Here is a 15,237-nt window from a genome sequence, read left to right as displayed (position 1 = left end):
GGGCGAATGGGGCATGTCTGGCGGCCGTTCGGGGGACGCCGGCGGCGTGGCACCCGCACCGGCCGGGTGCCGCCGCCCCCCGTGATCAGCCGTCCAGGTGCGGGAACTGCCGGAGGAAGGGCTCGGCCGTCGCCGAGATGCCCCGGCTGAAGGGCGCGTCGAAGTCCCAGATGAGGAAGAGCAGGAAGGCGATCAGCGCGCTGAACAGGCCGGCCAGCAGCATCTCGCGGAAGGACTTGCGGATCTGCAGCGTGAAGATCAGGCCCACGGTCACCACGGCGCCGGCGATCAGGCCGAACCACACCACGCCCGGCATGGTGGCCTCGGCGCTGTCGGCCCGGCCGCTGCGCGCGTCGTCGGCCGCCCCGACCTGGTCCACCAGCGGCTGGTAGGCCTGCCCCTCGTGGTCGGTCTTCGGCTCGTAGTCGGTCACGTCGCGCCGCACCTTCGCCAGCAGCTCCGTCCCCCGGTCGGTGACCGAGCCCTGCTCGGCCATGTGCCGCCACTCGGTGGTGACGACGTACCGGACGTACGCGTCCACGTCGGCCCGGATGCGGGCGCGGACCGCCGGCGGGTACACCTCGGCGCGGACGCTCACCTCGTGCAGGGCCTGCGCCTCCTGCCGCACGTACTCCTGGGCCGCGCCGCGGGCCTCCCAGACCCCGGCGATGGCCAGGCCCAGCACGATCGCGTAGATCACGCCGATCATCATCGTCATGTACTCGATGACGTCCGGCGTCTCGCTGGGGTCGTCGTCCTCGCCGATGCGGCGGTGGTTGAAGAAGGCGATGGACAGGACCACGGCGCAGGTCGCGGCCATCGCGATGCTCAGGACGAGCCATTCCGACACGGAGGAACTCCCGGTGGGTCAGGGGGCGGGCGGGGCGGGCGCGGCGGTGCGGGCGGGCGCGCGTCAGCGCGGGCGCAGGGCCGCGATGGCCAGGACCGCCGGCGCGGTGGCGAGCAGGGTGAACGTGAGGACGGAGATGTGGTGCTCGCGGGGCTTGCGGGCCGGGGCCCGGTAGGCCGGGCGGGCCACGGGGCGCGGCGCGAGGGCCGGCCGCGGGGGAGGGGGCGCCGGGGTCGTACGCCGGACGGGCGGCGGGGGTGCGGGCGGCGCCGGGGCGGCCCGGTGCACCGGCGGCGGCGTGACCGGACGGGGCGCCGGCCGGACCGGGGGCGTGGGCTTGGGCGTCGGCTTCGGGGTGGGCCGCGGCGTCGGCTTCGGCGTCGGCCTGGGAGTCGGCTTGGGTGCCGGTGGAGTCGGCTTCGGAGTGGGCTCGGGAGTCGGTGTGGGCGTGGGCTCGGGGTCGCAGTCGTGCCCGCGGCCCCGCCCGGGGTGCCCGTGGCCCCTGCCGTGGCCCTTCCCGTGCCCGCAGCCGCAGTGGTGGCCCTTGCCGTGGCCCTTCCCGTGTCCGCGGCCGTGGCCCCTGCCGTGCCCCTTCCCGCCCCCGCGGCCGTGACCGGAGCCGTCGCCTCCGGCGACGGCCACCACCTCCGGGGAACCCCCGGGACCGATGCTCACGGAGGCGCAGCTATCGGCCACCGCGGGTGCGGATCCGAGGGTCAGCCACAGCAGGACGGCGGCGGCCCATAACCGCCTGGCGGGTGGTCTTCTCACCCGGGGAGCATGGGCGGCGGGCGGTCACGGCACGCGGGGAGCCCTTCCGATTCCCCTGAACGGGCGGACTTTCCACCGTATGGGTTTGAGCCAAAGATCGATGACATCCGATCGCAAGCCCCTCTTTCCCAAAAGGGATTTGTCGGTTTCGGTCATTCCGTGTGGCCCGTCCGGCACGTGCCTTTGGTGTGTGACGAAGAACGGATCGCCAATTTCCGCTTTGACTCGCTCCCTTGAGGGATGATCAGTAGATTCGGCTCGGACAGCAGACCGACTACGCCTTGGAGACCTCGATGGACCGCCCGGACTGGGCCCCGCCCGGCATCGACATATCGGTGCCGAGCGTGTCCCGCATCTACGATTACTACCTGGGCGGATCGCACAATTTCGAGGTCGACAGGCAGACCGCCCGGCGGGCCATGGAATTCATGCCGGGCCTCCCCAAGATCATGCAGGCGAACCGCGCATTCATGCGCCGCGCCGTCCGCCACGCCGTCGCCGAGGGCATCACCCAGTTCCTCGACATCGGATCCGGCATCCCCACCTTCGGCAACGTCCACGAGGTCGCCCAGGGAGCCAGCCCCGACGCCCGCGTGGTCTACGTCGACCACGACCCGGTCGCCGTCGCCCACAGCCAGGCCGTCCTCGCCGGCGACACCCGCACCGACATCGTCGCCGCCGACCTCCGCAAGCCCCACGAGATCCTGGCGAGCCCCCAGACCACCGCCCTCCTGGACTTCGACCGGCCCGTCGCCCTGCTCCTCGTGGCCGTCCTGCACTTCCTGGAGAACGCCGACGAGCCCTACGCGGCCGTCGCCCACCTGCGCGACGCCCTGGCCCCCGGCAGCCTCCTGATCCTCACCCACGCCTCCCACGAGGGCATCCCCGCCTCCCCGGACGCCGCCGACGGCGCGGTGCGGGTCTACCGCGACGCCCGCAACCCCCTCGTGATGCGCACCCGCGAGGAGGTCGCCGGCTTCTTCGACGGCTTCGCGCTGGAGGACCCCGGGCTGGTCGCCATGCCGAACTGGCGCCCGGACAGCCCCGACGTCCAGGAGGATCCGTACGCCTTCTCGGGCCTCGCCGGCGTGGGACGCAAGGCGTGAGACTTCCCGCCCAGACGGAGGGATCCTCGGCGCTCCCGGACGACCCCGAGGACCGGATAGGCCGCTTCGCGACCATCTGGAGCCGGGCCATCTTCCCCGTCACCGCGACCTCCCTGACCCGGCCGGAACTGGAGGAACGTCTCCTCCCCCTGGCCCGGGGCCTCACCGAGGCCCTGCACGCCCGGCCCTTCGACGCCGCCCCCGCCCAGGGCGTCGGCGCCGAACTCGTCGCCATCCACTGCACCGACCCCGAGGCGCTCTCGGGCACGCTCGGCGTGGTCGACGCCTACCTCGTGCTCTACTGCGCGTCCGCCGGCAGCGAACCGGCCGAGGAGTACCGGGCCCGCTGCTCCCGCCTCCAGCACGCCCTGGCCGCCGGCTTCGCTCGCGCCCTGCGCGAGCGCACCCTCCGCGAGCAGGAGGCCATCGCCCGCTCCGCGCTGACCGCCCGCACCGACGCCAAGGTCGCCCTGCACCTCAGCGAGCAGCGCTTCCGCGCCGTCTTCGAGGGCGCCGCCGTCGGCATCGGCATCGCCGACCTCGACGGCAACGTCCTGGAGGTCAACGAGGCGCTGCTGCGCATGTTCGGCGGCATGGAGGGCCACGTCCGCGGCCGCAACGTCATGGAGTGGGGCCACCCCGAGGACGCGCCGAACGTCTGGAAGATGTACGGCGAGCTGGTGCGGGGCGAACGCGAGCACTACCGCGTCGAGAAGCCCTACTACCGGCACGACGGCACCGTGCTGTGGACCAACCTCACCGTCTCCCTCCTGCGTGACGCCGACGGCCGCCCCCAGTACCAGCTGGCCCTGATGGAGGACACCACCGAACGGCGGCTGCTCAACCTGCGGCTGCGCTACGAGGCCACCCACGACGCCCTGACCGGCCTGCCCAACCGCACCCTGTTCTTCGAACGCCTGGAGAAGGCCCTGGCCGCCAAGGAAGGCAGCCGCTTCGGCCTGTGCTACCTCGACCTCGACGGCTTCAAGGCCGTCAACGACAGCCTCGGACACTCCGCGGGCGACCGCCTCCTGGTCGAGGTGGCCGACCGCCTCGAGGCGTGTGCCACGGCGTCCAGCGAGATGGTGGCCCGGCTCGGCGGCGACGAGTTCGTCGCCCTGACCACCGGCCCCGACACCGAGCAGGAGGTCACCGAGCTCGCCGTCCGCATCCTCACGGCCCTCTCCGCGCCCATCCGGCTCGACGGCCGCGAACTGACCGTGCGGGGCAGCATCGGCATCGTCGAAGGACCGGCGGGCGAGCGCACCCCCGCCGAGGTGCTGCGCAGCGCCGACATCACCATGTACCGGGCCAAGGGCGCGGGCGGCAACCGCTTCGAGTTCGCCGACGCCGAGGCCGACGCCCGGGCCATCACCCGGCACGGGCTGACCACGGCCCTGCCCGCCGCCCTGGAGCGCGGCGAGTTCTTCATCGAGTACCAGCCGCTGGTCCACCTCCACGACGGCAGCGTGCACGGGGCCGAGGCGCTGGTGCGCTGGTCCCACCCGCAGTACGGGGTCCTGGGCCCGGACCGGTTCATCCCGCTCGCCGAACGCACCGGCCTGATCGTGCCCCTGGGCCGCTGGGTGCTGGAGGAGTCCGTGCGCCAGGCCCGGACCTGGCAGCGTGAGCACGGCGGCCGGGCCGCCGGCGGCCCGCTCCGCATCAACGTGAACCTCTCGCCCACCCAGCTGCACCACCCCGGCCTGGTCGCCGACACCCTCCAGGTCCTGGAGAGCTCGGGCCTGGAGCCGGGCGCCCTGTGCCTGGAGGTCACCGAGTCCGCCCTGATCGGCGCCGACGACGAACTGCTCGAACCCCTGCGCCGGCTCGCGGACCTGGGCGTCGACATCGCGCTCGACGACTTCGGCACCGGCTACTCGAACCTGGCCAACCTGCGCCGGCTCCCCGTCAGCGTGCTGAAGCTGGACCGCTCCTTCACCCAGGGGATGCAGCAGCAGCCCGCGGACCCGGTCGACGTGAAGATCGTCGAGGGGATCGTCGCGCTCGCGCACAGCCTGGAGCTCGCCGTGACCGTCGAGGGCGTCGAGACCGGGGCGCAGGCCCGGCAGCTCCGCGAACTCGGCTGCGACACCGCCCAGGGCTGGTACTACGCCCGCCCCGGCGCCCCGGACCGCATCCACGCCCTGTCCCTCTCGGACGCGTTCGCGACCTGACCCGGCCGGCCCGCCGCGGCGGGCCCGCACCGCCGCGGTGGCCCGGCCGCCACAGCCCGCCCGGCCGGCTGTGGCGGCCCCCGTCACGGCGACGGTCGGAGGGCGCCGAGCCACCGCAGGACCGGCTCCGGGTCCCGACCCTGGGCGACCACGGCCACGTGGTGGTCCGGGCGTACGAGCACCAGGGCGTCGCCCGTCACGCCGAAGGCCTCGCGGACGGCCGCCTCCGCCGCGGCGCCGAGGGCGGCGCCGACGGCGAGCGGCCGCACCGCACCGCCGTGTGCGGCGGCCACGGCCGCCAGGGCGGGCCCCGTGCCGGGGCCTGTGCCGAGCAGGGTGAACCCGCCGCCGACGAGGGCCTCGGACAGCCAGGTCCCGCCGGGCAGCGGTATGTCGGGCGCCGGATCGCCCGGCACCGACCGTCCCGTGCCCGTGCCCGTCCCCTGGGCGAGTGGGCTCCAGCGGTAGCCCGCCGGCACCTCGTCGGTCAGGGCCGCCTCGGTGCCGGTGCCCGGCGTGCGGACGGCCGCCATGACGTGCTCCATCCGCTCGTCGGTGATCTTCAGGGTCCAGGCGGCGACGGGCCCCCGCTCCTGTTCGTAGCTGTCCAGCAGCACCTGACCGCACCGGCCCCCGACGGCCAGCGCCAGCTTCCAGCCGAGGTTGAACGCGTCCTGGATCCCGGTGTTCATCCCGAGGCCCCCGGCGATGGGATGGACGTGCGCGGCGTCGCCGGCGAGGAAGACCCGGCCCACCCGGAACCGGCGCGCCATCCGGACGTTGACCCGCCACGACGACAGCCAGCTCGCCCCGCGGAGCCGTATCCCGGGGACCCGGGCGTGCCGGTCGAACTGCCGCTGGAAGGCCTCCAGCGAGGGCGGCAGCGCCTCCCCGTCCGGCCCGGGCTCCGGGGTCGTCTGTATCTGGAAGGAGGCGGTGCCCGGGACGGGCCACATGAGCACCGCCCCGTCCGCGGTGAACCACTGGTGCCAGACGTCCCGGCTCAGCCCCGGCGCCTCCACGTCCCCGCAGATCATGGCCTCGGCCCCGGCCGAGTGGCCCTCGAAGGGCACCCCGAGTTCGCGGCGCACCGTGCTGTGCCCGCCGTCGCAGCCCACCGCGTACCCCGCCCGGAGCTCACGCCCGTCGGCCAGCACCGCCCGCACGCCGTCCTCGTCCTGACCGAGCCCGGCCAGCCGCGCGCCGAACTCCACCGCGGTGCCGAGCCCTTCGAGCCGGCGGCGCAGCACCTCCTCGATCCGCCACTGGGCCGCGAACACCGCGCCGTCGAAGCGGGCCCCCGGCCGGTGCCCGGGGCGGGTCCCCGGCGCGAAGGGATCAGTGTCCTCCACCGGCACGCCGTCGAAGTACTTGCGGAACACCTGGTGCGCGGCGCCGCGGGCGAGCACCTCCCGGTCCACGCCCAGGTCGGCCAGGATCTCCAGGCTCCTCGGGTGCAGGGTCTTGCCGCGCGATTCGGCGTGCGGCGCGTCCCGGCCGTCGATCACGCGCACGTCCATCCCGCGCCTGGCCAGGTCGCAGGCCAGGGTCAGTCCCGTGGGCCCCGCGCCCACGACGAGTACGTCGGTCATCTCGCTTCCCCCCTCGCATCGTTCGGTGTCTCCAGGAAAGCGCCTCCGCCGTGAAAATGCAACCGGGTAACGAAAATTACCGGGTAATGGAATCTCTGCTAGGCTTGCGCGCATGGAGAACCCGCAGCAGAACGCGCACCGCACCGCCCCCGAACCCGGCCTGCGCGAGACCAAGAAGCAGCGCACCCGCGACCACCTCGCCGCCACCGCCCTGGAGCTCTTCCTGGAGCGAGGCTTCGACGACGTGTCCGTCGCCGAGGTGGCCGCCGCCGCCGAGGTCTCCAAGCCCACCCTGTTCCGCTACTTCCCGACCAAGGAGGACCTCCTCCTCGACCGCTTCGCGGACCACCAGGACGAGGCCGCCCGCATCGTGCGCGACCGACCCGCCGGCACCACCCCGGTCCGCGCCCTCCACGAGCAGTTCCTCACCGCGCTCGCCGACCGCGACCCCATCACCGGCCTCTGCGACCACCCGGGCGTCCTCGCCTTCCAGCGGCTGCTCTACTCCTCGCCCGGACTCGCCGCCCGCCTCACCCACTACACCGAGCGCGAGGTCGAACTCCTCGCCGAGGCCCTGGCGCCGGAGTACGACACCCCCCTCGCCGCCCGCCTGGCCGCCCTCCACCTCGTGACCGTCCGCCACGAACTCGGCCACGAGAACTTCCGCCGCCTCGACGCCGGCAGCACCGCCGACGAGGCCCACGCCCGGGCCGCCGCCGACGCCGACCGCGCGTTCACCATGCTCGCCACCGGCCTCGACACCCCCGCCGAGCCCTGACCTCGACACCCCCGCCGAGGCCTGACCCCGGCGCCCCGGCCCAGGCCTGACCCCGGCACCCCCGCCGAGCCCTGCCCCGCCCCGCCTCAGGCCCCCCGCTGCCGGCCCGCCAGCAGCACCCGCCGCAGCTCCCGGGCGGCCCGGGGCGGCGCGACGTCCGTACGGTGCGCCAGCGCGATGGTCCGGCGCAGCGGCGAGCCGGCCAGCCGCGTGGTCCGCAGCCCCGGACCCGCCCGGTCCGCCACCATCGCCGGCACCACCGCCAGCCCGAGCCCCGCCCGCACGAAGCCCAGCACCGCGTCCATCTCGCCGCCCTCCACCGTGAACGACGGCTCGAACCCCTCCGCCCGGCACGCCGCCACCGTCAGCTCCCGCAGGTCGTAGCCGTGCCGGAACATCACCATCGGCTCCGCCCGCAGGTCCGCCACCGTCAGCTCACCCCCGCCGCCCGGCGGCGGCGCCGACTCCGCCGACACCACCACCAGGTCCTCCGTCAGCAGCTCCACCGTCCGCAACGACGGAGCCGACGGCGGCAGCGGCAGCGCGATCAGCGCCAAGTCCAGCGCACCGCGCGCCAGCTCCCGCACCAGGTCGTGCGAACCGCCCTCCTCGATCAGCAGCTCGATCCCCGGGTGCGCGTCGTGAAAGGACCGCAGCACGTCCGGCAGCAGCCCCGTGCACAGACTCGGCGTCGCCCCCAGCCGGATCCGCCCCCGCCGCAGCTGCGCCAGCTCCTGCACCTCCACCCGGGCCGTCTCCGCGTCCGCCAGGATCCGCCGCGCCAGCGGCAGCAGCGCCTCACCCGCGTCCGTCAGCGTGATGTTCCCCCGCGCCCGGCTGAACAGCTCCGCCCCCAGCTCGTGTTCGAGCGCCTTGATCTGCTGCGAGAGCGACGGCTGCGCCACGTGCACCCGCTCGGCGGCCCGCGTGAAGTGCCGGGTCTCCGCCACGGCCACGAAATACACCAACTGCTGGAACTGCATAAAGACCAGATTAGCCCGCGATAGCCAGCACCTATCAAGATGACCGTCATCATGTCTTGGACCTTTCAGAGGCCCCTCCCTAGCGTGGTGTGCCATGGCTCTGGCAACGCGAACGGACCGACGACCGTCCCTCCCGCGCACCCTCTGGAACTCCACCCTCGGCAAGAAGACCGTCATGGCGGTCTCCGGGCTGGTCATGCTGGCCTACCTGGTCGTCCACATGCTGGGCAACCTCAAGATCTTCTTCGGTGCGGAGGACTTCAACGCCTACGCGGACTGGCTCCGCCACATGGGCGAGCCCTTCCTGCACAGCCACTGGGGACTCTGGGCCGCCCGCGTCGTGCTCCTCGCCGCCGTCGTCGCCCACGCCGTCTCCGCGTACCAGCTCAGCCGGCGCGACATCAAGGCCCGCCCGGTCAAGTACGCCCACACCCGCCGCCGCGCGAGCTACGCCACCCGCACCATGCGCTGGGGCGGCATCATCCTCGGCCTGTTCATCGTCTGGCACCTGCTCGACCTCACCACGCTCACCGTCAACGAGCGCGCCTGGGCCGGCCACCCCTACGAGAACGTGCTGGCCACCTTCTCCACCTGGTACGGCAACGTCATCTACATCACCGCCATGCTGGCCCTCGGCCTGCACGTCCGGCACGGCTTCTGGAGCGCCGCCCAGACCCTCGGCGCCGGCAACGCCACCCGCGACCGCTCCCTCAAGGCCACCGCAAACCTCCTCGCCCTCGTGCTGACCGCGGGCTTCATCTCCGTCCCCGTCGCCGTCATGACCGGAGTGGTGAACTGACCATGTCCTACGCCGACTACACCACCGGCGCCCCCGTCGCCGACACCAAGGCCCCCGCCGGCCCCATCGCCGAACGCTGGGACCGCCGCCGCTTCGAGGCCAAGCTCGTCAACCCCGCCAACCGCCGCAAGCACCGCATCATCGTCGTCGGCACCGGCCTCGCCGGCGGCGCCGCCGGCGCCACCCTCGCCGAACAGGGCTACCACGTCGTCCAGTTCTGCTTCCAGGACTCCCCGCGCCGCGCCCACTCCATAGCCGCCCAGGGCGGCATCAACGCCGCCAAGAACTACCGCAACGACGGCGACTCGATCCACCGCCTCTTCTACGACACCGTCAAGGGCGGCGACTTCCGCGCCCGCGAGTCCAACGTCCACCGCCTCGCCCAGATCTCCGTCGAGATCATCGACCAGTGCGTGGCCCAGGGCGTCCCCTTCGCCCGCGAGTACGGCGGCCTCCTCGACACCCGCTCCTTCGGCGGCGTCCAGGTCTCCCGCACCTTCTACGCCCGCGGACAGACCGGCCAGCAGCTCCTCCTCGGCGCCTACCAGGCCCTCTCCCGCCAGATCGCCGCCGGCAACGTCGAGATGCACGCCCGCACCGAGATGCTCGACCTCGTCACCGTCGACGGCACCGCCCGCGGCATCGTCGCCCGCGACCTCGTCACCGGCGAGATCTCCACCCACTTCGCCGACGCCGTCGTCCTCGCCACCGGCGGCTACGGCAACGTCTTCTACCTCTCCACCAACGCCATGAACTCCAACGCGACCGCCATCTGGCGGGCGCACCGCCGCGGAGCCCACTTCGGCAACCCCTGCTTCACCCAGATCCACCCCACGTGCATCCCGCGCACCGGCGACCACCAGTCCAAGCTCACCCTGATGAGCGAGTCGCTCCGCAACGACGGCCGCATCTGGGTCCCCAAGGCCCAGGGCGACACCCGCCCCCCGGCCGACATCCCCGAGGACGAGCGCGACTACTACCTGGAGCGGATCTACCCCTCCTTCGGCAACCTCGTCCCCCGTGACATCGCCTCCCGCGCCGCGAAGAACGTCTGCGACGAGGGCCGCGGCGTCGGCCCCGGCGGCCAGGGAGTCTACCTCGACTTCGCCGACGCCATCCGCCGCATGGGCAGGGACAAGGTCGCCGAGAAGTACGGCAACCTCTTCGACATGTACGAGCGGATCACCGCCGAGAACCCGTACGACGTGCCGATGCGCATCTACCCCGCCGTGCACTACACGATGGGCGGACTCTGGGTCGACTACGACCTCCAGACCACCGTCCCCGGCCTCTTCGCCATCGGCGAGGCCAACTTCTCCGACCACGGAGCGAACCGCCTCGGCGCCTCCGCCCTCATGCAGGGCCTCGCCGACGGCTACTTCGTCCTCCCCGCCACCATCAACGACTACCTCGCCCGCCACCCCCGCACGGACGCCGTCGGTGCCGACCACCCCGAGGCCGTCGCCGCCGTACGCGAGACCGAGGACCGCCTCGCCCGCCTGCTGGCCGTCGACGGCGACCGCACCCCCGACTCCTTCCACCGCGAGATCGGCGAACTCATGTGGGAGTACTGCGGAATGGCCCGCACCGATGCCGGTCTGCGCAAGGCACTCGCCCGCATCCCCGAGATCCGCGCCGAGTTCTGGCGCCGCATCAAGGTCCCCGGCACAGGCCAGGAGTTCAACCAGTCCCTGGAGAAGGCCAACCGCGTCGTCGACTACCTCGAACTCGCCGAGCTCATGTGCCTCGACGCCCTGCACCGCGCTGAATCCTGCGGCGGCCACTTCCGTGAGGAGTCCCAGACCCCCGACGGCGAGGCCGAACGCCGGGACGACGCCTACTCCTACGCCGCCGCGTGGGAGTTCACCGCCACCGGCGAGGCCCCCGTCCTGCACCGGGAAGACCTCGTCTTCGAGTACGTCCACCCCACCCAGCGGAGCTACGCATGAGGCTCAACCTGCGCGTCTGGCGCCAGAAGAACGCCGACGCCCCCGGCGCCATGGTCACGTACCGGGTCGAGAACGTCTCCCGGGACATGTCGTTCCTGGAGATGCTCGACACCCTCAACGAGGACCTGATCCTGCGCGGCGAGGAGCCCGTCGCCTTCGACCACGACTGCCGCGAAGGCATCTGCGGCGCCTGCAGCCTCGTCATCAACGGCGACGCCCACGGACCCGAACGCACCACCACCTGCCAGCTCCACATGCGGTCCTTCGACGACGGCGACACCATCGACGTCGAACCCTGGCGCGCCGCCGCCTTCCCCGTCGTCAAGGACCTCGTCGTCGACCGCGGCGCCTTCGACCGGATCATCCAGGCCGGCGGCTACATCACCGCCCCCACCGGATCCGCCCCCGAGGCCCACGCCACCGCCGTCCCCAAGGCCGACGCCGACTCCGCCTTCGAGCACGCCGAGTGCATCGGCTGCGGCGCCTGCGTCGCCGCCTGCCCGAACGGCTCCGCGATGCTCTTCGCCTCCGCCAAGGTCAACCACCTCAACGTCCTGCCCCAGGGCTCGCCCGAACGCGAGACCCGCGTCCTCGACATGGTGGCCCGCATGGACGAGGAGGGCTTCGGCGGCTGCACCCTCACCGGCGAATGCGCCACCGCCTGCCCCAAGGGCATCCCCCTGCCCTCCATCGCCGCCATGAACAAGGAGTGGCTGCGCGCCACCCGCAAGGTCAAGCGCTAGGAGCGGTAGGGGAGTTGCCGCAGCCGGTACGGGGGTTGCCGCAGTCGGTACGGGGGTTACGCGTCCCCCGCCAGCAGGTGCTGCGGCAGCTCCCGGAACGACCACCGGCCGGACCGGCGCGTGAAGACCCACACCAGGTCGTACCGGTCCGGCCACTCCGCCGGCACACCCGGCACCCGGTCCGCGCCCAACGCCCGCACCAGCGCGGGAACACCGGCCCGCTCCCAGCACACCAGCGCGGGCACGCCCGAGGCCACCGCAGCCGCCGCGACCCGCGCCTCCTCACCCAGCCCCAGGTCCGCCCGGACCTTCACGCCCAGCGACTCCGCGAGCGCCCCGACCGTCTCCCGGCTCCGGTGCGAACCGGCGTGCCGGCCCGTGTCGGCCACCGCGAACACCAGCCCGGGACGGGGGAGCGGAGCCTTCGGGGACGGCGCGAACAGCAGCGGCAGCGCCTCGGCCCGCCGCCGGCCCCGCCCCGCCAGCGAACCCGGATCGTCCTCACCGTCGGCGTCCTGCCCCGGCGCCCCCGCGTACGGCTGCTCCGCGTGCCGGACCACCATGACCAGCGCGTCCCGGCCGGGCGGCGGGCCCGGAGCGGGCGGCGGCGGCTCGCTCCCGGCACATCCGGCGGCCGCGGCGGGTCCCGCGAGAACGAGGGCGGCCAGCATGCTGCGGCGCGGCACACCGGCGGATCCGTGGGGCATGCGCCCCACTGTCGCCCATCACCCCCGAGCCGCCGGCGCGCGGCACGGCGTACCAGGCCCCGGTCAGCCGATCGGCCGACCGGGGCCTGGCCGGGCCCCTGGGCCCAGGCCGTGCCCTCCGGGGGCCGTGTCTCCCGGGCCGGCCGTGCCATCCGGGCCGGGCCGCGCCCGCCGGGTCAGGCCGTGCCGAGCCGCCGGGCCAGGTACGGCGCCGTACGGCTGCCCGGGGCCGAGGCCACCTCCGCCGGGGGACCGGCCGCCACCACCCGGCCGCCCGCGTCGCCGCCCCCGGGTCCGAGGTCGATCACCCAGTCCGCGCCCGCCACCACATCCATGTCGTGCTCGACCACCACCACCGAATGCCCGGCGTCCACCAGCCCGTGCAGCCGCCCCAGCAGCACCTCCACATCGGCCGGGTGCAGGCCCGTGGTCGGTTCGTCCAGCAGGTAGAGGGTGTGGCCGCGGCGGACCCGCTGCAGCTCCGAGGCCAGCTTGATCCGCTGCGCCTCGCCGCCCGACAGCTCGGTGGCCGGCTGGCCCAGCCGCAGGTAGCCCAGACCGATCTCGTCCAGCGCCCGCAGGCTGCGCGCCGCCGCGGGCACCCCCGCGAAGAACTCCACCGCCGACTCGACCGTCAGCCCCAGCACGTCGGCGATCGTCAGCCCCTCGTGCCGCACTTCCAGGGTCTCCGGGTTGTACCGGGCCCCCGCACAGTCCGGGCACGGCGCGTACGTGCTCGGCAGGAACAGCAGCTCCACCGAGACGAACCCCTCGCCCTGGCAGGTCTCGCACCGCCCGCCCGCCACGTTGAACGAGAACCGCCCGGCCGAGTAGCCGCGGGCCCGGGCCTCCGGAGTGGCCGTGAAGATCTTCCGCACCGTGTCGAACAGACCCGTGTACGTCGCCAGGTTGGACCGCGGCGTACGGCCGATCGGCTTCTGGTCCACCTCGACCAGCCGCCGCACCGGGCCCGCCGCCCCCTCGCGCTCCAGCCGCTCCGCGACCTCCTCCGCCAGCGCCCGGCCCACCAGCGTGGACTTGCCGGAGCCGGACACGCCGGTGACGGCCGTGAACACCCCGAGCGGGAACTCGGCGTCCAGACCGCGCAGGTTGTTCCGCGTCACCTGTGACAGTGCAATGTGACCGGTCGCACGGCGCACCGCCCGCACCGCGCCGCCCGCGTCCCCGCCCGCGTCCCCGCCCGCCTCCGCGGCCCGCGCCCCGCCCCGCTCCCCGAACAGGAACCGCCGCGTGGCCGACTCCGCCACCCCGGCCAGCCCCTCCGGCGGCCCGCAGTGCAGCACCTCGCCCCCGTGCTCACCGGCCCGCGGCCCGACGTCCACCAGCCAGTCCGCGTGCCGCACCACGTCCAGGTGGTGCTCCACCACGAACACCGTGTTCCCCGCGGCCTTCAGCCGGTCCAGCACCCCGAGCAGCGCCTCCGTGTCCGCCGGGTGCAGCCCCGCCGACGGCTCGTCCAGCACGTACACCACCCCGAAGAGCCCCGACCGCAGCTGGGTCGCCAGCCGCAGCCGCTGCAGCTCACCCGCCGACAGCGTCGGCGCCGTACGGTCCAACGACAGGTAGCCCAGCCCCAGTTCGGTGACCGTCCCGATGCGCGCCAGCAGATCGCCCGCCAGCACGCGCGCCGTCTCACCCCCGCCGTCCGCGGCCCCGGCCAGCACCCCCGCCAGCTCCGTCAGCGGCAGCCCCGCCAGCTCCGCGATGGTCCGCCCCGCGAACGTCACCGCCAGCGCCTCCGCCCGCAGCCGGCTCCCGCCGCACCCCGGACACGCCACGCTCGTCAGGAACCGCTCCGCCCGAGCCCGCAGCGTCGCGCTCTTGCTGTCCGAGAACGTCCGCATCACATACCGGTGCGCGCTCATGTACGTGCCCTGGTACGGGCGTTGGATCCGCTCGGCCTCGCGCACCGGGTGCACCGTGACCACCGGCTGCTCCTCCGTGAACAGGATCCACTCCCGCTCCGCCGCGGGCAGCTCCCGCCACGGCCGGTCCACGTCGTACCCCAGCGCGTCCAGCACGTCCCGCAGGTTCTTCCCCTGCCAGGCCCCGGGCCAGGCCGCGATCGCCCCCTCCCGGATCGAAAGGGCCGGATCGGGCACCAGCAGCTCCTCGTGGGTCCGGTGGATCCGCCCCAGCCCCTGGCACTCCGGGCACGCGCCGGCCGCCGTGTTCGGCGAGAACGCGTCCGAGTCCAGCCGCTCCGCCCCCGCCGGGTAGTCGCCGGCCCGCGAGTACAGCATCCGCAGCGAGTTGGAGAGCATCGTCACCGTGCCCACCGAGGACCGGGCCCCGGCCGTGGACCGCCGCTGCTCCAGCGACACCGCCGGCGGCAGCCCCGTGATCTCCCCGACCTTCGGCGCACCGACCTGGTGGATCAGCCGCCGCGCGTACGGCGCCACCGACTCGAAGTACCGGCGCTGCGCCTCCGCGTAGATCGTGCCGAACGCCAGCGAGGACTTCCCGGACCCCGACACCCCCGTGAACACCGTCAGCGCGTCCCGCGGGATGTCCACATCCACCCCGCGCAGGTTGTGCTCCCGCGCGCCCCGCACCCGCACGAAGGGATCGGCGGCGGGCACCCCCGCGACGGCGGGGCGACCGTCGGCGCCGGCGGGGGAGGGGACCGGGCCCGCGCCGGCGGGGGAGGGGACGGGGCCCGCGCCGGCGGAGGAGCGGACGGGGACGGGCTGCTGGGCTTCCGGGCTGTGCATTTGTCCGATTCTAGGCGCCGCCCCACCCGCGATACTTGACCCTTACA

The 15,237-nt window shown here is 73.9% G+C and carries 12 protein-coding genes; 6 read left to right on the top strand and 6 right to left on the bottom strand.

Annotated elements, in window-relative coordinates; all coding sequences use genetic code 11:
- Positions 1 to 85 precede the first annotated feature (85 nt).
- The gene (locus ACIQUQ_RS19230) at positions 86 to 850 is read right to left on the bottom strand and encodes a hypothetical protein (RefSeq protein WP_403977167.1); all 765 of its coding nucleotides are present in this window, start codon (positions 848 to 850) and stop codon (positions 86 to 88) included.
- Between the two features lie 63 nt (positions 851 to 913).
- A complete protein-coding gene (locus tag ACIQUQ_RS19225) occupies positions 914 to 1,039 on the bottom strand; it encodes a hypothetical protein (protein WP_403977165.1) in 126 nt (41 codons plus the stop codon).
- 875 nt (positions 1,040 to 1,914) lie between these two features.
- Here ACIQUQ_RS19225 and ACIQUQ_RS19220 point away from each other — a divergent pair.
- On the top strand, positions 1,915 to 2,727 hold the full coding sequence (locus ACIQUQ_RS19220; protein ID WP_403977163.1) for an SAM-dependent methyltransferase: 813 nt from the start codon (positions 1,915 to 1,917) through the stop codon (positions 2,725 to 2,727).
- Entirely contained in the window at positions 2,724 to 4,904 is a 2,181-nt protein-coding gene (locus ACIQUQ_RS19215) for a putative bifunctional diguanylate cyclase/phosphodiesterase (protein WP_403977161.1), read from the top strand. The genes ACIQUQ_RS19220 and ACIQUQ_RS19215 overlap by 4 nt, the downstream gene beginning before the upstream one ends.
- An 83-nt stretch (positions 4,905 to 4,987) precedes the next feature.
- Here ACIQUQ_RS19215 and ACIQUQ_RS19210 read toward each other — a convergent pair whose 3' ends face one another.
- Positions 4,988 to 6,496: an FAD-dependent oxidoreductase gene (locus tag ACIQUQ_RS19210; protein ID WP_403977159.1), complete on the bottom strand. Its 1,509-nt coding sequence runs from the start codon at positions 6,494 to 6,496 to the stop codon at positions 4,988 to 4,990.
- Positions 6,497 to 6,608: 112 nt separating this feature from the next.
- On the opposite strand from ACIQUQ_RS19210, the gene ACIQUQ_RS19205 reads away from it, so the two are divergent.
- On the top strand, positions 6,609 to 7,274 hold the full coding sequence (locus ACIQUQ_RS19205) for a TetR/AcrR family transcriptional regulator (protein ID WP_403977157.1): 666 nt from the start codon (positions 6,609 to 6,611) through the stop codon (positions 7,272 to 7,274).
- Positions 7,275 to 7,360: 86 nt separating this feature from the next.
- Here the strand turns inward: ACIQUQ_RS19205 and ACIQUQ_RS19200 are convergent, their stop codons facing one another.
- Positions 7,361 to 8,257 carry a LysR family transcriptional regulator gene (locus tag ACIQUQ_RS19200; protein WP_403977155.1) on the bottom strand — a complete coding sequence of 299 codons (897 nt, stop codon included), beginning with the start codon at positions 8,255 to 8,257 and terminating at the stop codon, positions 7,361 to 7,363.
- A 94-nt stretch (positions 8,258 to 8,351) separates the two neighbouring features.
- On the opposite strand from ACIQUQ_RS19200, the gene ACIQUQ_RS19195 reads away from it, so the two are divergent.
- From ACIQUQ_RS19195 to ACIQUQ_RS19185, 3 genes are read left to right on the top strand one after another with little or no spacing between them, the layout of a single operon-like run.
- Positions 8,352 to 9,056 carry a succinate dehydrogenase gene (locus ACIQUQ_RS19195; protein ID WP_403977153.1) on the top strand — a complete coding sequence of 235 codons (705 nt, stop codon included), beginning with the start codon at positions 8,352 to 8,354 and terminating at the stop codon, positions 9,054 to 9,056.
- Positions 9,057 to 9,058: 2 nt separating this feature from the next.
- Positions 9,059 to 11,005, top strand: a complete 1,947-nt coding sequence (locus ACIQUQ_RS19190; protein WP_403977151.1) for a fumarate reductase/succinate dehydrogenase flavoprotein subunit — start codon at positions 9,059 to 9,061, stop codon at positions 11,003 to 11,005.
- Complete coding sequence (locus tag ACIQUQ_RS19185; protein ID WP_403977149.1) at positions 11,002 to 11,748, top strand: succinate dehydrogenase/fumarate reductase iron-sulfur subunit; 747 nt, start codon at positions 11,002 to 11,004, stop codon at positions 11,746 to 11,748. The genes ACIQUQ_RS19190 and ACIQUQ_RS19185 overlap by 4 nt, the downstream gene beginning before the upstream one ends.
- A 56-nt stretch (positions 11,749 to 11,804) precedes the next feature.
- Here ACIQUQ_RS19185 and ACIQUQ_RS19180 read toward each other — a convergent pair whose 3' ends face one another.
- Positions 11,805 to 12,455: a hypothetical protein gene (locus tag ACIQUQ_RS19180; protein WP_403977147.1), complete on the bottom strand. Its 651-nt coding sequence runs from the start codon at positions 12,453 to 12,455 to the stop codon at positions 11,805 to 11,807.
- A 176-nt stretch (positions 12,456 to 12,631) separates the two neighbouring features.
- On the bottom strand, positions 12,632 to 15,190 hold the full coding sequence (locus ACIQUQ_RS19175) for an ABC transporter (protein WP_403977145.1): 2,559 nt from the start codon (positions 15,188 to 15,190) through the stop codon (positions 12,632 to 12,634).
- Positions 15,191 to 15,237 lie beyond the last annotated feature (47 nt).

The sequence above is a fragment of the Streptomyces sp. NPDC101118 genome (assembly GCF_044759445.1).
Classification (GTDB): Bacteria; Actinomycetota; Actinomycetes; order Streptomycetales; family Streptomycetaceae; genus Streptomyces.
Note: the sequence above shows the minus strand (reverse complement) of the source record. Positions and strands in the feature narration are given on the sequence as shown.